This window comes from Mesorhizobium sp. M8A.F.Ca.ET.202.01.1.1 (assembly GCF_004791595.1).
Taxonomy (GTDB): Bacteria; Pseudomonadota; Alphaproteobacteria; order Rhizobiales; family Rhizobiaceae; genus Mesorhizobium.
In genome coordinates, this window is the sequence record NZ_SRUN01000009.1 from 43,577 (window position 1) to 57,491 (window position 13,915).

Annotated in this window: 13 protein-coding genes; 9 read left to right on the forward strand and 4 right to left on the reverse strand. The window is 63.1% G+C overall.

Annotated elements, in window-relative coordinates:
- Positions 1 to 108 precede the first annotated feature (108 nt).
- The 4 genes from phnC (at position 109) to phnE (EN845_RS19720) (ending at position 4,368) form a co-directional block, all read left to right on the forward strand.
- The gene (gene phnC / locus EN845_RS19705; protein ID WP_127872331.1) at positions 109 to 966 is read left to right on the forward strand and encodes a phosphonate ABC transporter ATP-binding protein; all 858 of its coding nucleotides are present in this window, start codon (positions 109 to 111) and stop codon (positions 964 to 966) included.
- 110 nt (positions 967 to 1,076) lie between these two features.
- Positions 1,077 to 1,985 (forward strand): phosphonate ABC transporter substrate-binding protein, encoded by a 909-nt coding sequence (gene phnD / locus EN845_RS19710; protein WP_127872330.1) that lies wholly within the window; start codon positions 1,077 to 1,079, stop codon positions 1,983 to 1,985.
- Between the two features lie 55 nt (positions 1,986 to 2,040).
- Positions 2,041 to 2,997 carry a phosphonate ABC transporter, permease protein PhnE gene (phnE, locus tag EN845_RS19715; RefSeq protein ID WP_127872329.1) on the forward strand — a complete coding sequence of 319 codons (957 nt, stop codon included), beginning with the start codon at positions 2,041 to 2,043 and terminating at the stop codon, positions 2,995 to 2,997.
- A gap of 3 nt (positions 2,998 to 3,000) precedes the next feature.
- On the forward strand, positions 3,001 to 4,368 hold the full coding sequence (gene phnE / locus EN845_RS19720) for a phosphonate ABC transporter, permease protein PhnE (RefSeq protein WP_127872328.1): 1,368 nt from the start codon (positions 3,001 to 3,003) through the stop codon (positions 4,366 to 4,368).
- A gap of 158 nt (positions 4,369 to 4,526) precedes the next feature.
- Here phnE (EN845_RS19720) and EN845_RS19725 read toward each other — a convergent pair whose 3' ends face one another.
- The 3 genes from EN845_RS19725 to EN845_RS19735 all read right to left on the reverse strand — a co-directional run bounded on the left by EN845_RS19725 (position 4,527) and on the right by EN845_RS19735 (position 7,904).
- Positions 4,527 to 5,378: a sugar phosphate isomerase/epimerase gene (locus tag EN845_RS19725; protein ID WP_127872327.1), complete on the reverse strand. Its 852-nt coding sequence runs from the start codon at positions 5,376 to 5,378 to the stop codon at positions 4,527 to 4,529.
- 232 nt (positions 5,379 to 5,610) lie between these two features.
- Positions 5,611 to 6,798 carry a Gfo/Idh/MocA family oxidoreductase gene (locus EN845_RS19730; RefSeq protein WP_127872326.1) on the reverse strand — a complete coding sequence of 396 codons (1,188 nt, stop codon included), beginning with the start codon at positions 6,796 to 6,798 and terminating at the stop codon, positions 5,611 to 5,613.
- Between the two features lie 50 nt (positions 6,799 to 6,848).
- Complete coding sequence (locus EN845_RS19735) at positions 6,849 to 7,904, reverse strand: sugar phosphate isomerase/epimerase (protein ID WP_127872325.1); 1,056 nt, start codon at positions 7,902 to 7,904, stop codon at positions 6,849 to 6,851.
- A 400-nt stretch (positions 7,905 to 8,304) separates the two neighbouring features.
- Here EN845_RS19735 and EN845_RS19740 point away from each other — a divergent pair, with 400 nt between their 5' ends.
- From EN845_RS19740 to EN845_RS19760, 5 genes are read left to right on the forward strand one after another with little or no spacing between them, the layout of a single operon-like run.
- A complete protein-coding gene (locus tag EN845_RS19740; protein ID WP_127277895.1) occupies positions 8,305 to 9,192 on the forward strand; it encodes a sugar phosphate isomerase/epimerase in 888 nt (295 codons plus the stop codon).
- A gap of 59 nt (positions 9,193 to 9,251) precedes the next feature.
- Positions 9,252 to 10,421 (forward strand): mandelate racemase/muconate lactonizing enzyme family protein, encoded by a 1,170-nt coding sequence (locus EN845_RS19745; RefSeq protein WP_127872324.1) that lies wholly within the window; start codon positions 9,252 to 9,254, stop codon positions 10,419 to 10,421.
- Between the two features lie 2 nt (positions 10,422 to 10,423).
- Positions 10,424 to 11,143, forward strand: coding sequence for a FadR/GntR family transcriptional regulator (locus EN845_RS19750; protein ID WP_127872323.1), 720 nt, complete (start codon positions 10,424 to 10,426; stop codon positions 11,141 to 11,143).
- 14 nt (positions 11,144 to 11,157) lie between these two features.
- The gene (locus tag EN845_RS19755) at positions 11,158 to 12,138 is read left to right on the forward strand and encodes a hydroxyacid dehydrogenase (protein ID WP_127872362.1); all 981 of its coding nucleotides are present in this window, start codon (positions 11,158 to 11,160) and stop codon (positions 12,136 to 12,138) included.
- Entirely contained in the window at positions 12,135 to 12,560 is a 426-nt protein-coding gene (locus EN845_RS19760) for a hypothetical protein (RefSeq protein WP_245511772.1), read from the forward strand. The genes EN845_RS19755 and EN845_RS19760 overlap by 4 nt, the downstream gene beginning before the upstream one ends.
- Positions 12,561 to 12,581: 21 nt before the next feature.
- Here the strand turns inward: EN845_RS19760 and EN845_RS19765 are convergent, their stop codons facing one another.
- On the reverse strand, positions 12,582 to 13,871 hold the full coding sequence (locus tag EN845_RS19765) for an amidase (protein WP_127872322.1): 1,290 nt from the start codon (positions 13,869 to 13,871) through the stop codon (positions 12,582 to 12,584).
- Between the last annotated feature and the right edge of the window lie 44 nt (positions 13,872 to 13,915).

Here is a 13,915-nt window from a genome sequence, read left to right on the forward strand (position 1 = left end):
CGTATCTGTGGAGCGTAACAAAACTGACATGCTGGCGACATGGCAGGTTCATGTGGCTGCGTTAGGCGAGTGCCTGACGATCAATATGGACCGGACTGGAACCAGCCCATGTCAGCAAGCTCTGCCACGCTCGAAATCCGCGGTGTCAGCCGACGATTTGGCAAGAACACCGCCGTCAGCGACGTCAACATCTCGATCCCGCAGGGGCAGATGGTTGGTGTCATTGGTCGTTCGGGCGCAGGCAAATCAACTCTTCTTCGCATGATCAACCGTCTTGTCGACCCCAGCCAGGGGTCGATTTTTTTTGACGGCGCCGAGGTTTCCCGGTTACGCGGCTCGCCGCTGCGCCGCTGGCAGCGCGACTGCGCCATGATCTTCCAGCAGTTCAACCTGGTGCCGCGCCTCGACGTGCTGACCAACGTGCTGCTCGGCAAATTGAACCACCGTTCGACCCTGTCCAACCTTCTCGGCATGTTTTCGCGCGCCGAGTGCGCCGAAGCGGTCGCCGCGCTCGAGCGGCTCGACATCGCCCGCACCGCACTTCAGCCCGCCGGCACCTTGTCGGGCGGACAGCAGCAACGGGTCGCCATCGCCCGCGCCATGATGCAGCAGCCCAGGGTGATCCTGGCCGACGAGCCGATCGCCTCGCTCGACCCGCTCAACGCCAAGGTGGTGATGGATTCGCTGCAGGACATCAATCTGCGCGAAGGCATAACCGTCGTCACCAATCTTCATACGCTCGATACCGCCCGCACCTATTGCAACCGCATCATCGGCATGGCCGCCGGCAAAGTCGTCTTCGACGGGCCGCCCGAAGAGCTCAACCGCGAAGCTGTGCGTCTTGTATACGGCGCCGACAGCAGTGGCGGCGAGATATCGGAGGCCATCACCTCCACCAGCGTTGCCTACAAGCAGAAAATCGCCGCATCCGCCGGACCGCTCGAACCCGCATTCCCGGGGTACTGAGCCCGTTACGGGCCAATAGCGAGCGCCTGGATCGTCCGCCCGCGTCAAGGGCACTTGTCAAGATCAAGAACGCTGCCGGCGCGGGGCCGGAACTTACAGGAGAGACGTCAATGTTCAGGAAGATGGTTTTCGGTGCCGTTTCGGTGCTCGCCATGGCCACCAGCATGGCCCACGCCGCCGACATGAAGGAATTTCGCGTCGGCATTCTCGGCGGCGAAAACGAAACCGACCGGCTGCGCAACTACCAGTGCCTGGCCGATCACCTGAAGACCGAGTTCGGCTTCGAAAAGGTTTCGCTGTTCCCCGCCGCCGACTATGACGGCGTCATCCAGGGCCTGCTCGGCGGCACGCTCGACTTCGCCGAACTCGGCGCTTCCGGCTATGCCAGCGTCTATCTCAAGGACCCGAAGGCGGTCACCCCGATCCTCACCACCAAGCAGACCGATGGCTCCACCGGCTATTATTCGATCGGCCTGGCGCTGAAGACCTCGGGGATCACCGACATCAAGTCGGCCAAGGGCAAGAAGCTTGGCTATGCCGATCCGGATTCGACTTCAGGCTATTTGATCCCGCTGACCCAGATTCCGAAGGACACCGGCGCTTCGAACGAGACCTTCTTCGCTTCGACCCAGTTCAATGGCGGCCACGAAAACAACGTTCTCGCCGTGCGTGATGGCAAGGTCGACGTCGCTGTCGACGATTCCTCGGGCATCGGCGACTTCAAGAACGGCTACACCTCCGGCACCTTCCACAAGGAAGTCGCCAAGGGCGCCGTCGACCCCAACGACTTCGTCGAAGTCTGGCGCTCGGGCCTGATCCCGAACGGCCCGCTGGTCGTGCGCACCGCGCTCGGCGACGACATGACCGCCAAGCTGACCGCCTTCTTCACTGATCTGCCCAAGAAGGACAAGGCTTGCTTCGAAGGCGTCGAAGGCGGCGATTTTACCGGCTACGTTCCGGTGAAGCCCGACTTCTACAACGTCATCGTCGAAGCCCGTAAGGCAGCCATCGGCGGCTAACGGCGAAATCGGAAGGGGCGGTGTTCAAAACACCGCCCTTTTTGCATCTCCGATCATGACCCTTTCCGCGACAGACCCCTCCGACGGCATTCACCAGACGGCCGATACCTGGCGACGCCAGACGTCGCTGCGCCGGTTCTATACGGTGCTCGGCGTCGGCCTCCTGCTTGCCGCGATGCTTTCCAGCATGTGGTTCGCCGACGAAGCCAATGCCGGGCATTTCTTCGACCGGCTGCCGCACATACTGGATTTCCTGAGCTGGCTGGTCCCGAAAGACTGGAACGACGTCTGGCGGGCGCTGTTCGACATCGCCTCGCCGCATGATACCGGCACCCAGGAATTCAACTTCCCGCTCGGCCGCGTCTATGTCTGGGGCGGTTTCTACGTCCCCGAATATTTCGAGCTGATGCTGACCACGGTGAACGTGGCGCTGGTTTCGACCTTCATCGGCTTCATCTTCGCGGTGCCTTTTTCCTTCATCGCGGCGCGCAACCTGACGCCCCATCCGGCACTGAGGCTGGTGGTCAAGCGCTTCATGGAATTGCTGCGTGCCTTTCCGGAAATCGTCATCGCCGGCCTCTTCGCGGCAATCGTCTCGACCGGTCCGATCGCCGCCATAATCGCCATCGGCCTGCATTCGATCGGCGCACTCGGCAAGCTGTTCTACGAGATCAACGAGAACATCGACATGCGTGCCGAGGAAGGCCTGACGGCGGTCGGCGCCAACTGGTTCGAGCGGGTGCGCTTCGCCGACCTTCCACAGGTGTTGCCCAATTTCGTGTCCTATACGCTGCTGCGGGTCGAGATCAACGTGCGGGCCTCGACCATCATCGGCGCCGTCGGCGGCGGCGGCATCGGCGAAGAGCTGAAGCTGTCCATCTCACGCGGCTTCGGCGCCAAGACGCTGGCGCTGGTGCTGCTGCTGTTCACGACCATCTTCATCATCGATCAGTTTTCCGCCTGGCTTCGCCGCAAGCTGGTCGGCGAACAAGCCTTTATGATGGGGGCATAGATCATGGCGACCATGACCGCCGAGGAGATGCTGTCGATCGAGGCGCGCCACCCGCAGGTTTTCCGGCGCCCCGCATACAAGCGCTTCGGTCCGCTGCTCCTGTTCGTTGGCACTCTCCTCTATCTGGTCTATGCCTTGTGGTTCTTCAGCCTGCCGCAGGTATTGCGTGAATCGCATTGGGAGCGGCTGCCGCTCTTCCTGACGCAATGGATCAGCTACGATCTGCAGCCGGAATTCCGTCTCGACCAGCCGGAGATCACGCCCAAATATCCGCGCTTCTCCGCACTGGGCGACAATCCCAATCCGGATTGGGTGATCAAGAATGCCGACGGTTCCTTCACCGTGCGGATCGACGGCCAGGCCAAATCCGTCACCTTCGACAAGACCTATGCGACGATTGTCGCCAATGGACAGACAGTGCCGGTGGCGCTGACCAGCGGCAAACCGGTGGTCTCGGGCCCGGTGCCCGACTGGATGACGGTTCATGATGACGAGGTGGTCGCCAAGATGGGCTTTGTCGGCGAGGTGCGCGTCACCGTCGACCGGGTCAAGGTGCGCAAGCGCTTCCTCGGCTGGGCGAACTTCGTCTTCGACACACGCTCGCCCTTCTTCGGCAAATCAGCGGAGGAAGTGATCTCGCTGATCATATCGGGACCCGAGCTGAAACCTGGCACCTCGAACCTCGCGCTGGCCGGCGACAACATCTGGAACAACGCCCAATGGCAGCACGGCGACGTCTGGACGAAGCTCCTGCAGACCATCGTCATGGCTTTCCTCGGCACGCTGCTCGGCGGCATCGTCGCCTTCCCGCTTGCCTTCTTCGCGGCGCGTAACATTACGCCAAGCGGCGTGCTCAGCCAGGTGCTCAAGCGCTTCTTCGACTTCATGCGCTCGGTCGACATGCTGATCTGGGCGCTGTTCTTCACCCGCGCCTTCGGCCCCGGCCCGCTGGCCGGCAGTGCCGCGATCTTCTTCACCGAGATCGGCACGCTCGGCAAAGTCTATTCGGAAGGTCTGGAGAACATCGACGACAAGCCACGCGAAGGGGTGCTTTCGACCGGCGCCAACGGCCTTTTGGTGCAGCGCTACGGCGTTATGCCCGAAGTGATCCCGATCTTCATCAGTCAGACCCTCTACCAGTGGGAATCCAATACCAGGGGCGCGACCATCATCGGCGCGGTCGGCGCCGGCGGCATTGGCCTGAAGCTGTGGGAAGCGATGCGCACCAACTCCAACTGGGCCAACGTCTTCTACATGGTGCTGCTGATCCTGCTCGTCGTCTTCATCTTCGACAACATATCCAACTTCCTGCGCCGCAGGCTGAGCCGGACGATCCACGACTACAACAGGATCCAGGCCCAGCAGGGATAGCGATCTCAGCGCCTCAGGGCATGTTGAGATTCGGGTCAGGCCGAGTCGAAAATGTGGGGTTACGAGAACCGGAGCGGAGCGTACTTTTGGGTACGTGAGCACCGGAAGCGCAGGAACCCTTCATTTGCAGACCGGCCTCATCCGAATATCGACGTGCCCTAAGCCGCCTTCTTCCACCCGTTCCTGATATGCTTGTATCCCTCGCGATAAACCGCTTCCGGCGTCTCGGAAAAATCGCGCCACACTTTCGTCGCCGCCGCCAGATCCTTCAGCGAGCGCCCGAACGCCTCGATGGTCAGCCAGTCGTCATAGCCGCTCTTGCGGATCGCCGCGAAAGTCTCTTTCCAGGGAATGTTGCCGCGCCCCGGCACGCCGCGATCGTTCTCCGATATGTGGATATGCACGATATTCCTGCGGTGCTTCGTATAAGCGCCGATCGGGTCGGCCTCCTCGATATTGGCGTGGAACGTGTCGTACATCGCCTTGATGTGCGGCCGGTCGATGACGTCGACATGCTCCGACAGGTCGGCCATGGTGTTGAGAAGATAGCATTCGAAGCGGTTCAGCGCCTCGAGCCCGATGGTGACGTTCCTCTTGCCGGCATGGTCGCCGATGGCGCGCTGCGAGGCGACGGAGCGTTTTTTCTCGGCGGCTGTAGGCCCGGTTCCGGAAAAGGCGCCCAGCGTCGAATGCAGCGGTCCGCTCAGCGTGCGGGCGCCAAGCGCATCGGCGCAATCGATGGCCCATTTCATGTAATCCACACCAGCCTTGCGCGTTGCCGCATCGGCCGAGATCAGGTTCATCGCCGGATCGCCCATGGCTGAAACAGCGGTCCGCTCCAGCCCGATGCGGTCGAGCAATTCGCCCAGTTTCCTGTAGTCGTCCGGCGTACCGACGAAGATCGGTATCTCGACACCGTCAAAGCCGGTTGCCTTGATGTCGCGAAGCAATGGCTCGTGCTTCTTCGACACCGCCGTCGTCCACAAGAACATGCACATGCCGATTTTCATCGACGTCCCTCCCCCATTTTAAGGCCGGCTGGTTGTTCCCCCCAACTTCGCGCCAAGCCCCCCTCATCCGGCCGCTACGCGGCCACCTTCTCCCCCGGGAGGGAGAAGAGAAAATTAGCGTCGCACCGGCACCCTCCTCTCTCCTCGGGGAGAGGCCGGATTGCCCGGAATTGCCCTTCGCAATTCGGTTGGCGATCCGGGTGAGGGGGAATTCCGCGCTCGCCAGGCACCCTTACAGCTTCGTCCACGCCCCGTTCTTCTTCGACGACTTCACACAGGCTTCGATGAAAGCCATGCCCTCGACGCCGTCCTGAATGGTCGGGAAGACGACATCCTTTGCCGGCTTGCCGCCCTTGCGCCGCGCCGCGCGGATGGCGCGTGCGGCCTCCTGGTAGATATTGGCGAAGCCTTCGAGATAGCCCTCGGGGTGGCCTGACGGAACGCGGCTGACACGGCCTGCCACCGGCAACGCGCCGGCGCCGTTGCGGGTGATCAACTGTTTCGGCTGGCCGAACGGCGTATACCAGAGGTAGTTCGGATCGGCCTGCACCCATTCCAGCCCGCCCTTCGAACCGTAGATGCGCAGCTTCAGGCCGTTCTCATGACCGGGCGCCACCTGGCTCGCCCAGATCATGCCCTTGGCCGGATGGGTTTTTCCTGTCGGTTTGAAACGCAGCATGACGTTGACGTTGTCGTCGAGCAGCCTGCCCGGCACGAAGGCATCGAGATCGGCCGACAGCGAGTCGAGCTCGAGCCCGGAGACGAAGCGGGCAAGATTGTAGGCATGGGTGCCGATGTCGCCGAGCGCGCCGCCGGCCCCCGCCTGCTTGGGGTCCCCCCGCCATGCCGCCTGCTTCTGGCCGGTAGCGGCGAGGTCCTCGGTAAGCCAGTCCTGCGGATATTCCGACTGCACGATGCGGATGTCGCCAAGCACGCCTTTGGCCACCATTTCGCGCGCCTGCCGCACCATCGGATAGGCGGTGTAATTGTGGGTGAGCACGAACACCTTGCCGGTCTTTTCCACTACCGCCGCAAGCTTTTTCGCCTCGGCCAGCGTCGTTGCCAGCGGCTTGTCGCAGATCACGTGGATGCCTGCTTCGAGGAAAGCCTTGGCCGCCGGCACATGGACGTTGTTGGGAGTGACGATGGCCACAGCCTCGATGCCATCCGGGCGCTTCGCCTCGGCCTTGGCCATTTCCGCGTAAGACGCATAGCTGCGCGAGGGATCGAGCCCGAGTTCGGTAGCCGAGGCCTTGGCGCGTGCCGGATCGGATGACAGGGCGCCCGCGACGAGCACGAAATCATTGTCCAGTCGCGCCGCGATCCGGTGCACCGCGCCAATGAAGGCGCCTTGCCCGCCGCCGACCATGCCGTAGCGGATCGGGCCGCCTCCCGTTTCCGACTTCGATGCGCCAACCATATTTTTCTCCCTCGTATGAAATACCCTCCCCAAGGGGAGCGAAAGCAGCGTCAAATTCCCATCATGGCGCGCAGCAGCTTCTTGTCCGTGGTGCCGGCGGCGAAATCGTCGAATGCCTTCTCGGTCACCCGGATGATGTGGTGCTGGATGAAGGGCGCCCCTTCGGCCGCACCGTCCTCGGGATGCTTCAGGCAGCATTCCCATTCCAGCACCGCCCAGGAATCGTAATTGTACTGCGTCAGCTTGGAGAAGATGCCGCCGAAATCCACTTGCCCGTCGCCCAGCGAGCGGAAACGGCCGGCACGGTTGGTCCAGCTCTGGTAACCGGAGTACACGCCCTGCCGGCCGGTCGGATTGAACTCGGCGTCCTTGACGTGAAACGCCTTGATACGCTCGTGATAGATGTCGATGAATTCGAGATAGTCGAGCTGCTGCAGCAGGAAGTGCGAAGGGTCGTAATTGATGTTGCAGCGCTTGTGGTCGCCGACGGCGTCGAGGAACATCTCGAAGGTGGCCCCGTCGAACACGTCCTCTGAAGGATGGATTTCGTAGCCGACATCGACACCATTGTCCTCATAGGCGTCGAGGATCGGCTTCCAGCGTTTGCCGAGTTCGCCGAAGGCTTCCTCGATCAGACCGGCGGGCCGCTGCGGGAAGGGGTAAAGGTAGGGGAAAGCCAGCGAACCGGTGAATGACACAGAGGCATTCAGCCCGAGATTGCGCGATGCCTTGGCACCCAACCTCATCTGTTCGACGGCCCATTCCTGCCGCGCCTTCGGGTTGTTGTGCACCGATGGCGGCGCGAACCCATCCATCTGCGCGTCATAGGCCGGATGCACCGCCACCAATTGCCCCTGCAGATGCGTCGACAGTTCGGTGATCTCGACCCCGGCGTCAGCGCAGATGCCCTTCACCTCATCGCAATAGGCCTTGGAAGACGCCGCCTTCTTGAGGTCGAACAGGCGCGCGTCCCAGGTCGGGATCTGCACGCCCTTGTAGCCGAGACCGGCGGCCCATTTGGTGATCGACGCCAGCGAATTGAACGGTGCGGCGTCGCCCGCGAACTGCGCCAGAAACAGTCCAGGGCCCTTCATTGTCGTCGGCATCGGCATCCTCCTCATTTTGTCGCGACCAAGCATAGCGCCGATTGGAAGCAGGGCCAGCCATTTTGGTCTTTTCGAACCAGGCGCCTTGCAGGCACGGCCATTCTGGTATTACCAAATAGGGGGTTTTGGTCAAGCCTGACAATGTCACGGCAAAGCCCTCCGCATATCTAAAATATCGGCACATAACGCAATACAATCAATGTTATAATTCACACAGGAAGTAGCGTCTCCACGCTTCTTGCCGTTCCAGGGAATTTGCTGTAGACCTCGCTTCAGGCCCAATTGGTCGAACCAGTTTGCGGGAAAAGGCTGGGGATGCCTTGGGGAGGAACCCTTGCGTCGTCTTTCGGCGATGCATGTCGCAGGCAAACCATACGGACGAATCTGGGAAGGACGGACCATGCATCTTTCGACGCACAACTGGATGCGCGCGGAACCCCTTGAGACGACGCTCAAGCGCATCAAGAAATTCGGCTATGAGTCGATCGAGATTTCCGGCGAGCCCGCGCAGTACAAGACCAAGGAGACGCGGGCGCTGCTGAAGGAGCATGGCATCCGCTGCTGGGGCGCGGTGACCCTGATGTTAGGCGAACGCAACCTCGCCGCCAGGAACCAGGGCCAGCGCGAGCGCTCCGTGCAATACGTCAAGGACGTGCTGACGATGGTCAGCGAGCTCGACGGCGAGATCATCACGCTGGTTCCGGCAACCGTCGGCAAGGTGGTGCCGGACGGCACCGAGGAAGAGGAGTGGAAGTGGGTCGTCGACGCGACCCGCGAATGCTTCACCCACGCCAAGAAGGTCGGCGTCAAGATTGCCGTCGAGCCGCTGAACCGCTTCGAGACCTATCTGTTCAACCGCGGCGCACAGGCGCTGGCGCTGGCTGATGCGGTCAGCCCCGAATGCGGCGTCTGCCTTGACGCCTACCACCTCCACATGGAGGAATTTAATGTCCATGACGCCATCCGGCAGGTCGGAAAGCGCCTGTTCGACTTCCATGTCGCCGACAACAACCGCTTCGCCGCCGGCCTCGGCCAGATCGACTGGCCCAGGATCGTCGCGACCTTGAAGGAAGTCGGCTATGATGGCGCGCTGACCAACGAGTTCGTCGCCCCGGTCGACCGCACGCCGGCGGCACCCTATCCCGACATGGTTGAGCGCCACCCGGTCGATATCTCGCCCGAGCAGCTGAAGTTCATCCAGGATCACGGCTCCAGCGTACTGACCGAGAAATTCTACACCGACCAGATGCGCATCACCGCCGAAACGCTGTTGCCGCTGATCAAGTAGTCGACCGCCTCTGGGAATTTGCCCTTCCGCCTTGGCCGGCGGCAGGGCTGGGGAAAAATATGCGCATCAAGACAGTCCAGGCCTGGTGGGTCCGCGTCCCGATCGAAGCCGCGAAGCAGCATCGCAGCGACTTCGGTCAGGTGACGACCTTCGACGCTGCCATCCTGCGCATCGAAACCGATGACGGGCTGGTCGGCTGGGGCGAAGGCAAGAATGCGGCCGGCAGTGCCGGCAGCTATGGCGCCCTCGTCCATATGCTGAACCAAGAAGTCGGGCCGCAATTGATCGGCCGCGATCCGGCCGATATCGGCGTCATCTGGGAAATGCTCTACAACGGCGTGCGCCACCAGAGTGCCGCCCACGCAGGCCACGCCATGCCGCAGCTGGCGCGGCGCGGCATGAGCGTCGCCGCCATCAGCGCCGTCGACATCGCGCTCTGGGACATCCTGGGCAAGTCGCTGGGCCAGCCGGTCTGGCGGCTTCTCGGTGGCCGTAAGGTCGATCGCATGCAGGCCTATGCCTCCGGTGGCTGGGCGTCGGCCGATGCCATCGGCGAGCAATTGAAATCTTATATCGCCAGGGGCGGCTTCAAGGCGCTGAAGATGCGGGTGGGCGCCATGGATGGCGCCGCGCATATTTCCGCGGCTCGCGTGCGCGCGGCACGCCAGGCGCTCGGCCCCGATGTCGATCTGATGGTCGATGCCCACGGAACCTATACCGTGGCGGAAGCCAAGCGCTTCATCCACCTCGTCGGCGATCTCGACCTCGCCTGGTTCGAGGAGCCCGTGATCGCCGACGACAAGCCGGGCATGGCCGAAGTGCGCGCCGCCGGCGCCGTTCCGATCGCCACCGGCGAAAGCGAGGCGACGCGCTATGCCTTTCGCGACCTCGCCGTGCTCAAGGCCGCCGACATCTTCCAGCCGGATCCGGCCTTTTGCGGCGGCATCAGCGAGGCAATGAAGATCGGCACCATCGCCAGCGCCTTCAATTTGCGCTTTGCGCCGCATCTATGGGCCGGCGCGCCCTGCTTCTTCGCCGGGCTGCATGTCTGTGCCGCATCGCCTTCGAGTTTCACGGTCGAATATTCGCTCGGCGCCAACCCGATGATCCACGATCTGGTCGATGAGACTGTCGAAGCGAAGGACGGTATGATAGCGATCCCGGAAAAGGCCGGATTGGGATTCACCATTTCGGAGCGATTCCTGGAGGCGCACGCGCAACGCAATTGACGATGAAAGAAAACAACCTTCTCGCGGAACTCGCCGCCTATCTGTTCTCCCACTCGGACAAGGAGAGCGGCCGCACGCCTTCCGAACGCGAGTTGGCTGAGCATTTTGGCGTCAGCCGCGGGCAGATCCGCGAAGCGCTTGCCATCCTCGAAGCCATGCGCATCGTCGAGCGCCGCGCCAAATCAGGCATCTACATCGACACCAAACAGGCGAGCGTGGAGGCGCTGGCGCTGTTCGCACGCGCCGGCCTGCCGCTCGATCCCATGCAGATTTATGAAACGGTCGAGTTGCGCAAGATCCATGAGATCAAGGCTGCGGAGCTTGCCTGCTCGCGCGCCACCGAGGAAAATTTCGAACGGCTGCGCGAAATCCTGAAGGCCTCCGAGGAGCGCATCGCCGCTGGCGAAGGCTTGGCCAAGGAGGACCGCGAATTCCACCTCGAAATCGTGCGCGCCACCAAGAACAGCGTCTTCCACAACATCTGCAGCGTCTACTATCTGATGGGCGAGCAGCGCCTGCCGATCTACTTCAACGATCCCGAACGCAGCGTGCGCTCGCATGCCGAGCACGTGCAGATCTACGAGGCGCTGCTGCGCCGCGACGGCAATCTCGCCCAGGCGCTGATGAGCGCCCATCTGCAAGGCGCGGAAAGCTACTGGAAAGGCCTGATCGAGGGCGGCATGGCGGCTTCGCCGGCGGGCGCGGCGCTCGAAAAGGCCTGACCGTGACCCAGACCGTGCCAAAGATCCTGTCGACCCATCCGCTGCACCCGCGCGCCTCGGCCAAGCTCGCCGGCGCCGGTCAGCTGGTGATCGCTTCGGCGCTGGACGCCGGCACATTGGCCAGGGAGGCCAAGGATGCCGATATCGTCATCGTGCGGGCGCCGCTGCCGCCAGCGCTGTTCGAGGGCGCCTGGAAGCTGAGGGCCGCAATTCGCCATGGCGCGGGGCTCGACATGATCCCGATGGAAGCCGCCGCGGCAGCCGGCGTGCTGGTGGCTAACGTGCCGGCGGTCAATGCCCGCTCGGTCGCCGAACATGTCATGTTCACCGCGCTTGCGCTGCTGCGGCAATTCCGCAGGGTCGACCGCGACCTGCGCGCCAAGGGCTGGCTTGCCGGCCGCGAGCATGCCAACTCCAACATCGAACTCGCCGGCAAGACCATCGGCATCGTCGGCCTCGGCGCAGTCGGGCAAGCCGTCGGGCATATCGCCGCGCACGGCTTCGACCTCAAGGTTGTGGCAACGACGCGCAGCATGCAGCCGGCGCCGGAAAAAGTCGGCTTCCTGTCGATCGACGCGCTGGTCGAGCAGAGCGACATCATCGTGCTCTGCTGCCCGCTGACGCCGGAGACGCGCGGCCTGATCAGCCGCGAGCGCATCGCCCGCATGAAACCCAACGCACTGCTGATCAACGTGTCGCGTGGGCCGGTCGTCGACGACGACGCGCTGATCGAGGCCTTGCGGCAGCGCCGCATTGGCGGCGCCGCGCTCGACGTTTTCTCGACACAGCCGCTACCGGCAAATCATCCCTATTTCGGCTTCGACAATGTCATCATCACCCCGCATATGGCAGGGATTACCGAGGAATCGATGATGCGCATGGGCGTCGGCGCGGCCGGCGAGACCCTGCTGGTGCTGGCCGGCAAGCTGCCTGTCAATCTGCGCAATCCCGAAGTGGTCGATCATTACCGGCGGCGGTTTCCGGCCGACACGTGAAATACACCGCGGTTTCGCTTCAATTGTTGGTGACGCTGAAAGTCATGTTGTATCGTCGCTTGGCATCCTTGGTTCTCGCCGCGTGTTCGACCGCGACCTTGCCTGCACTCGCTGCGGCAGAGGGCAGCGCCTATGTCTACTGCAGCAATGGAATCGTCTGCTTCAGAGACCCTTGTCCCTCGGGTAACGCGCTGGATCTGGCCACCGGCAAGGTCATCAAAGGCGTGGCGCTCAACACCACCGAATTGGCGCTGCAAGACAGGGCCGCACCCGACACTTCCGACAAGCTCCACGCGGGACAGCTCGTCGTCAGAGGATCGATCCAGCATCGCGGTGAGCCGAACGAGCCGCCCATGCTGGTCGTTACGCGTATCGAACGCGCCTCTGGCAAAGCCGAGCGCAGGCGCTGCGCGGCGCACTGATTGCCGTGGGCACGCTGCTCGTCACAGCAGCCTCTCCACTTCAGCCGCTATCCGCAGCAGACGATGGTCGTGGCCGTTGCGCGCGACCAGCATCAGGCCAGCCGGCAGCGCCGTGCCCGGCATTGGCAGCGAAATCGCGCAGAGGTCGAACTGGTTGGCGACCTGCGTGTTGCGCAGCAGCAGTCCTTCGGTGCGGTCGCGCAGCTCGGCGTCCTCGGCCATGGAGGCGATGGTCGGGGCGGTCACCGGTGTGGCCGGCAGAGCCAGGACATCGACCGACGCCAGCCGTTCGTCCATGGCAGCGACCAGTGCGGCGCGCCGGCGCAGCGCCCTGATATAGACGGGCGCCGGCAGCAGCGCCGCCCGCGACAAGGGTCCACTCACATGCGGGTCGACCGGCGCCGGCGCGCCTGCCGCCAGCCAGTCGGCATGCACCTCGGCGCCTTCCATGGCGGCGATCGAACCGCGCTTGGTGGCCGCACGAAACTCCGCGATCATGTCGTCGATCGACAGATCCGCAATGTGCGCGCCAGCCTGTTCGATCCTGCCAAGACAATGCTCGAAGGCCGCGGCAACCCCGCCTTCTATGTCGCCGAAAAGAACGCCGCGCGGAATGCCAATGCGAAGCCCGGCGAGGGGAATGGCGGCCAATTCGTTCGACGCCTCGCCGGCCATCACCGCGTCGGCGGCTGCGCATTGCGAGACGGTTCGGGCGAGCGGCCCGATGGAGTCCAACGTGCCCGAAAGCGGAAAGGCGCCGGTCAGCGGCACGCGCCGTGCTGTCGGCTTGAAGCCGACGACACCATTGAGCGCCGCCGGGATGCGGATCGAACCCCCGGTGTCGGATCCGATCGAGATGTCGCTCGTCCCCTCGCCGACAGACACGCCGGCGCCCGAGGACGAACCGCCTGGAATGCGCCCTGGGTCGACGGGATTGCCGGGCGTTCCGTAATGCATGTTGTCGCCGATCGCGGTGAAGGCGAATTCGGTCATGTTGGTCTTGCCGATGATGACCGCACCGGCTTGCCGAAGCCGGCCGACGATGGCCGCATCGCGCTGAGCCGGCGCGGCGGTCTTGCGCATCAGCGAGCCCGCCGTGGTCGCTTCGCCGGCGACATCAAACAGATCCTTGATCGAGACAATGGTGCCGTCGAGCGGCCCAAGCGTCACGCCGGCTCGTTTGCGGGCATCGCTGGCGTCAGCCGCGGCCCGTGCGGCTTCGGCATAAAGCTTCGTGTAGACCTTCTCGACGGCTGCACGACTGGCAAGACGTGACAGGATGTTTTCGAGACGGTCGCGGATTGATTGCATGTCGATGTCGGACTCCGCCAGGATAGAACGTCCTTCGGGCAAGC

Excerpts from the sequence above, each read along its gene's own strand:
- EN845_RS19725 (WP_127872327.1), bottom strand. The coding sequence starts at position 5,378 with ATGAAAATCGGCATGTGCATGTTCTTGTGGACGACGGCGGTGTCGAAG.
- phnC (WP_127872331.1), top strand. The coding sequence starts at position 109 with ATGTCAGCAAGCTCTGCCACGCTCGAAATCCGCGGTGTCAGCCGACGA.
- EN845_RS19735 (WP_127872325.1), bottom strand. The coding sequence starts at position 7,904 with ATGCCGACGACAATGAAGGGCCCTGGACTGTTTCTGGCGCAGTTCGCG.
- EN845_RS19745 (WP_127872324.1), top strand. The coding sequence starts at position 9,252 with ATGCGCATCAAGACAGTCCAGGCCTGGTGGGTCCGCGTCCCGATCGAA.
- EN845_RS19740 (WP_127277895.1), top strand. The coding sequence starts at position 8,305 with ATGCATCTTTCGACGCACAACTGGATGCGCGCGGAACCCCTTGAGACG.
- phnE (WP_127872329.1), top strand. The coding sequence starts at position 2,041 with ATGACCCTTTCCGCGACAGACCCCTCCGACGGCATTCACCAGACGGCC.
- EN845_RS19750 (WP_127872323.1), top strand. The coding sequence starts at position 10,424 with ATGAAAGAAAACAACCTTCTCGCGGAACTCGCCGCCTATCTGTTCTCC.
- EN845_RS19730 (WP_127872326.1), bottom strand. The coding sequence starts at position 6,798 with ATGGTTGGCGCATCGAAGTCGGAAACGGGAGGCGGCCCGATCCGCTAC.
- phnE (WP_127872328.1), top strand. The coding sequence starts at position 3,001 with ATGGCGACCATGACCGCCGAGGAGATGCTGTCGATCGAGGCGCGCCAC.
- phnD (WP_127872330.1), top strand. The coding sequence starts at position 1,077 with ATGTTCAGGAAGATGGTTTTCGGTGCCGTTTCGGTGCTCGCCATGGCC.
- EN845_RS19765 (WP_127872322.1), bottom strand. The coding sequence starts at position 13,871 with ATGCAATCAATCCGCGACCGTCTCGAAAACATCCTGTCACGTCTTGCC.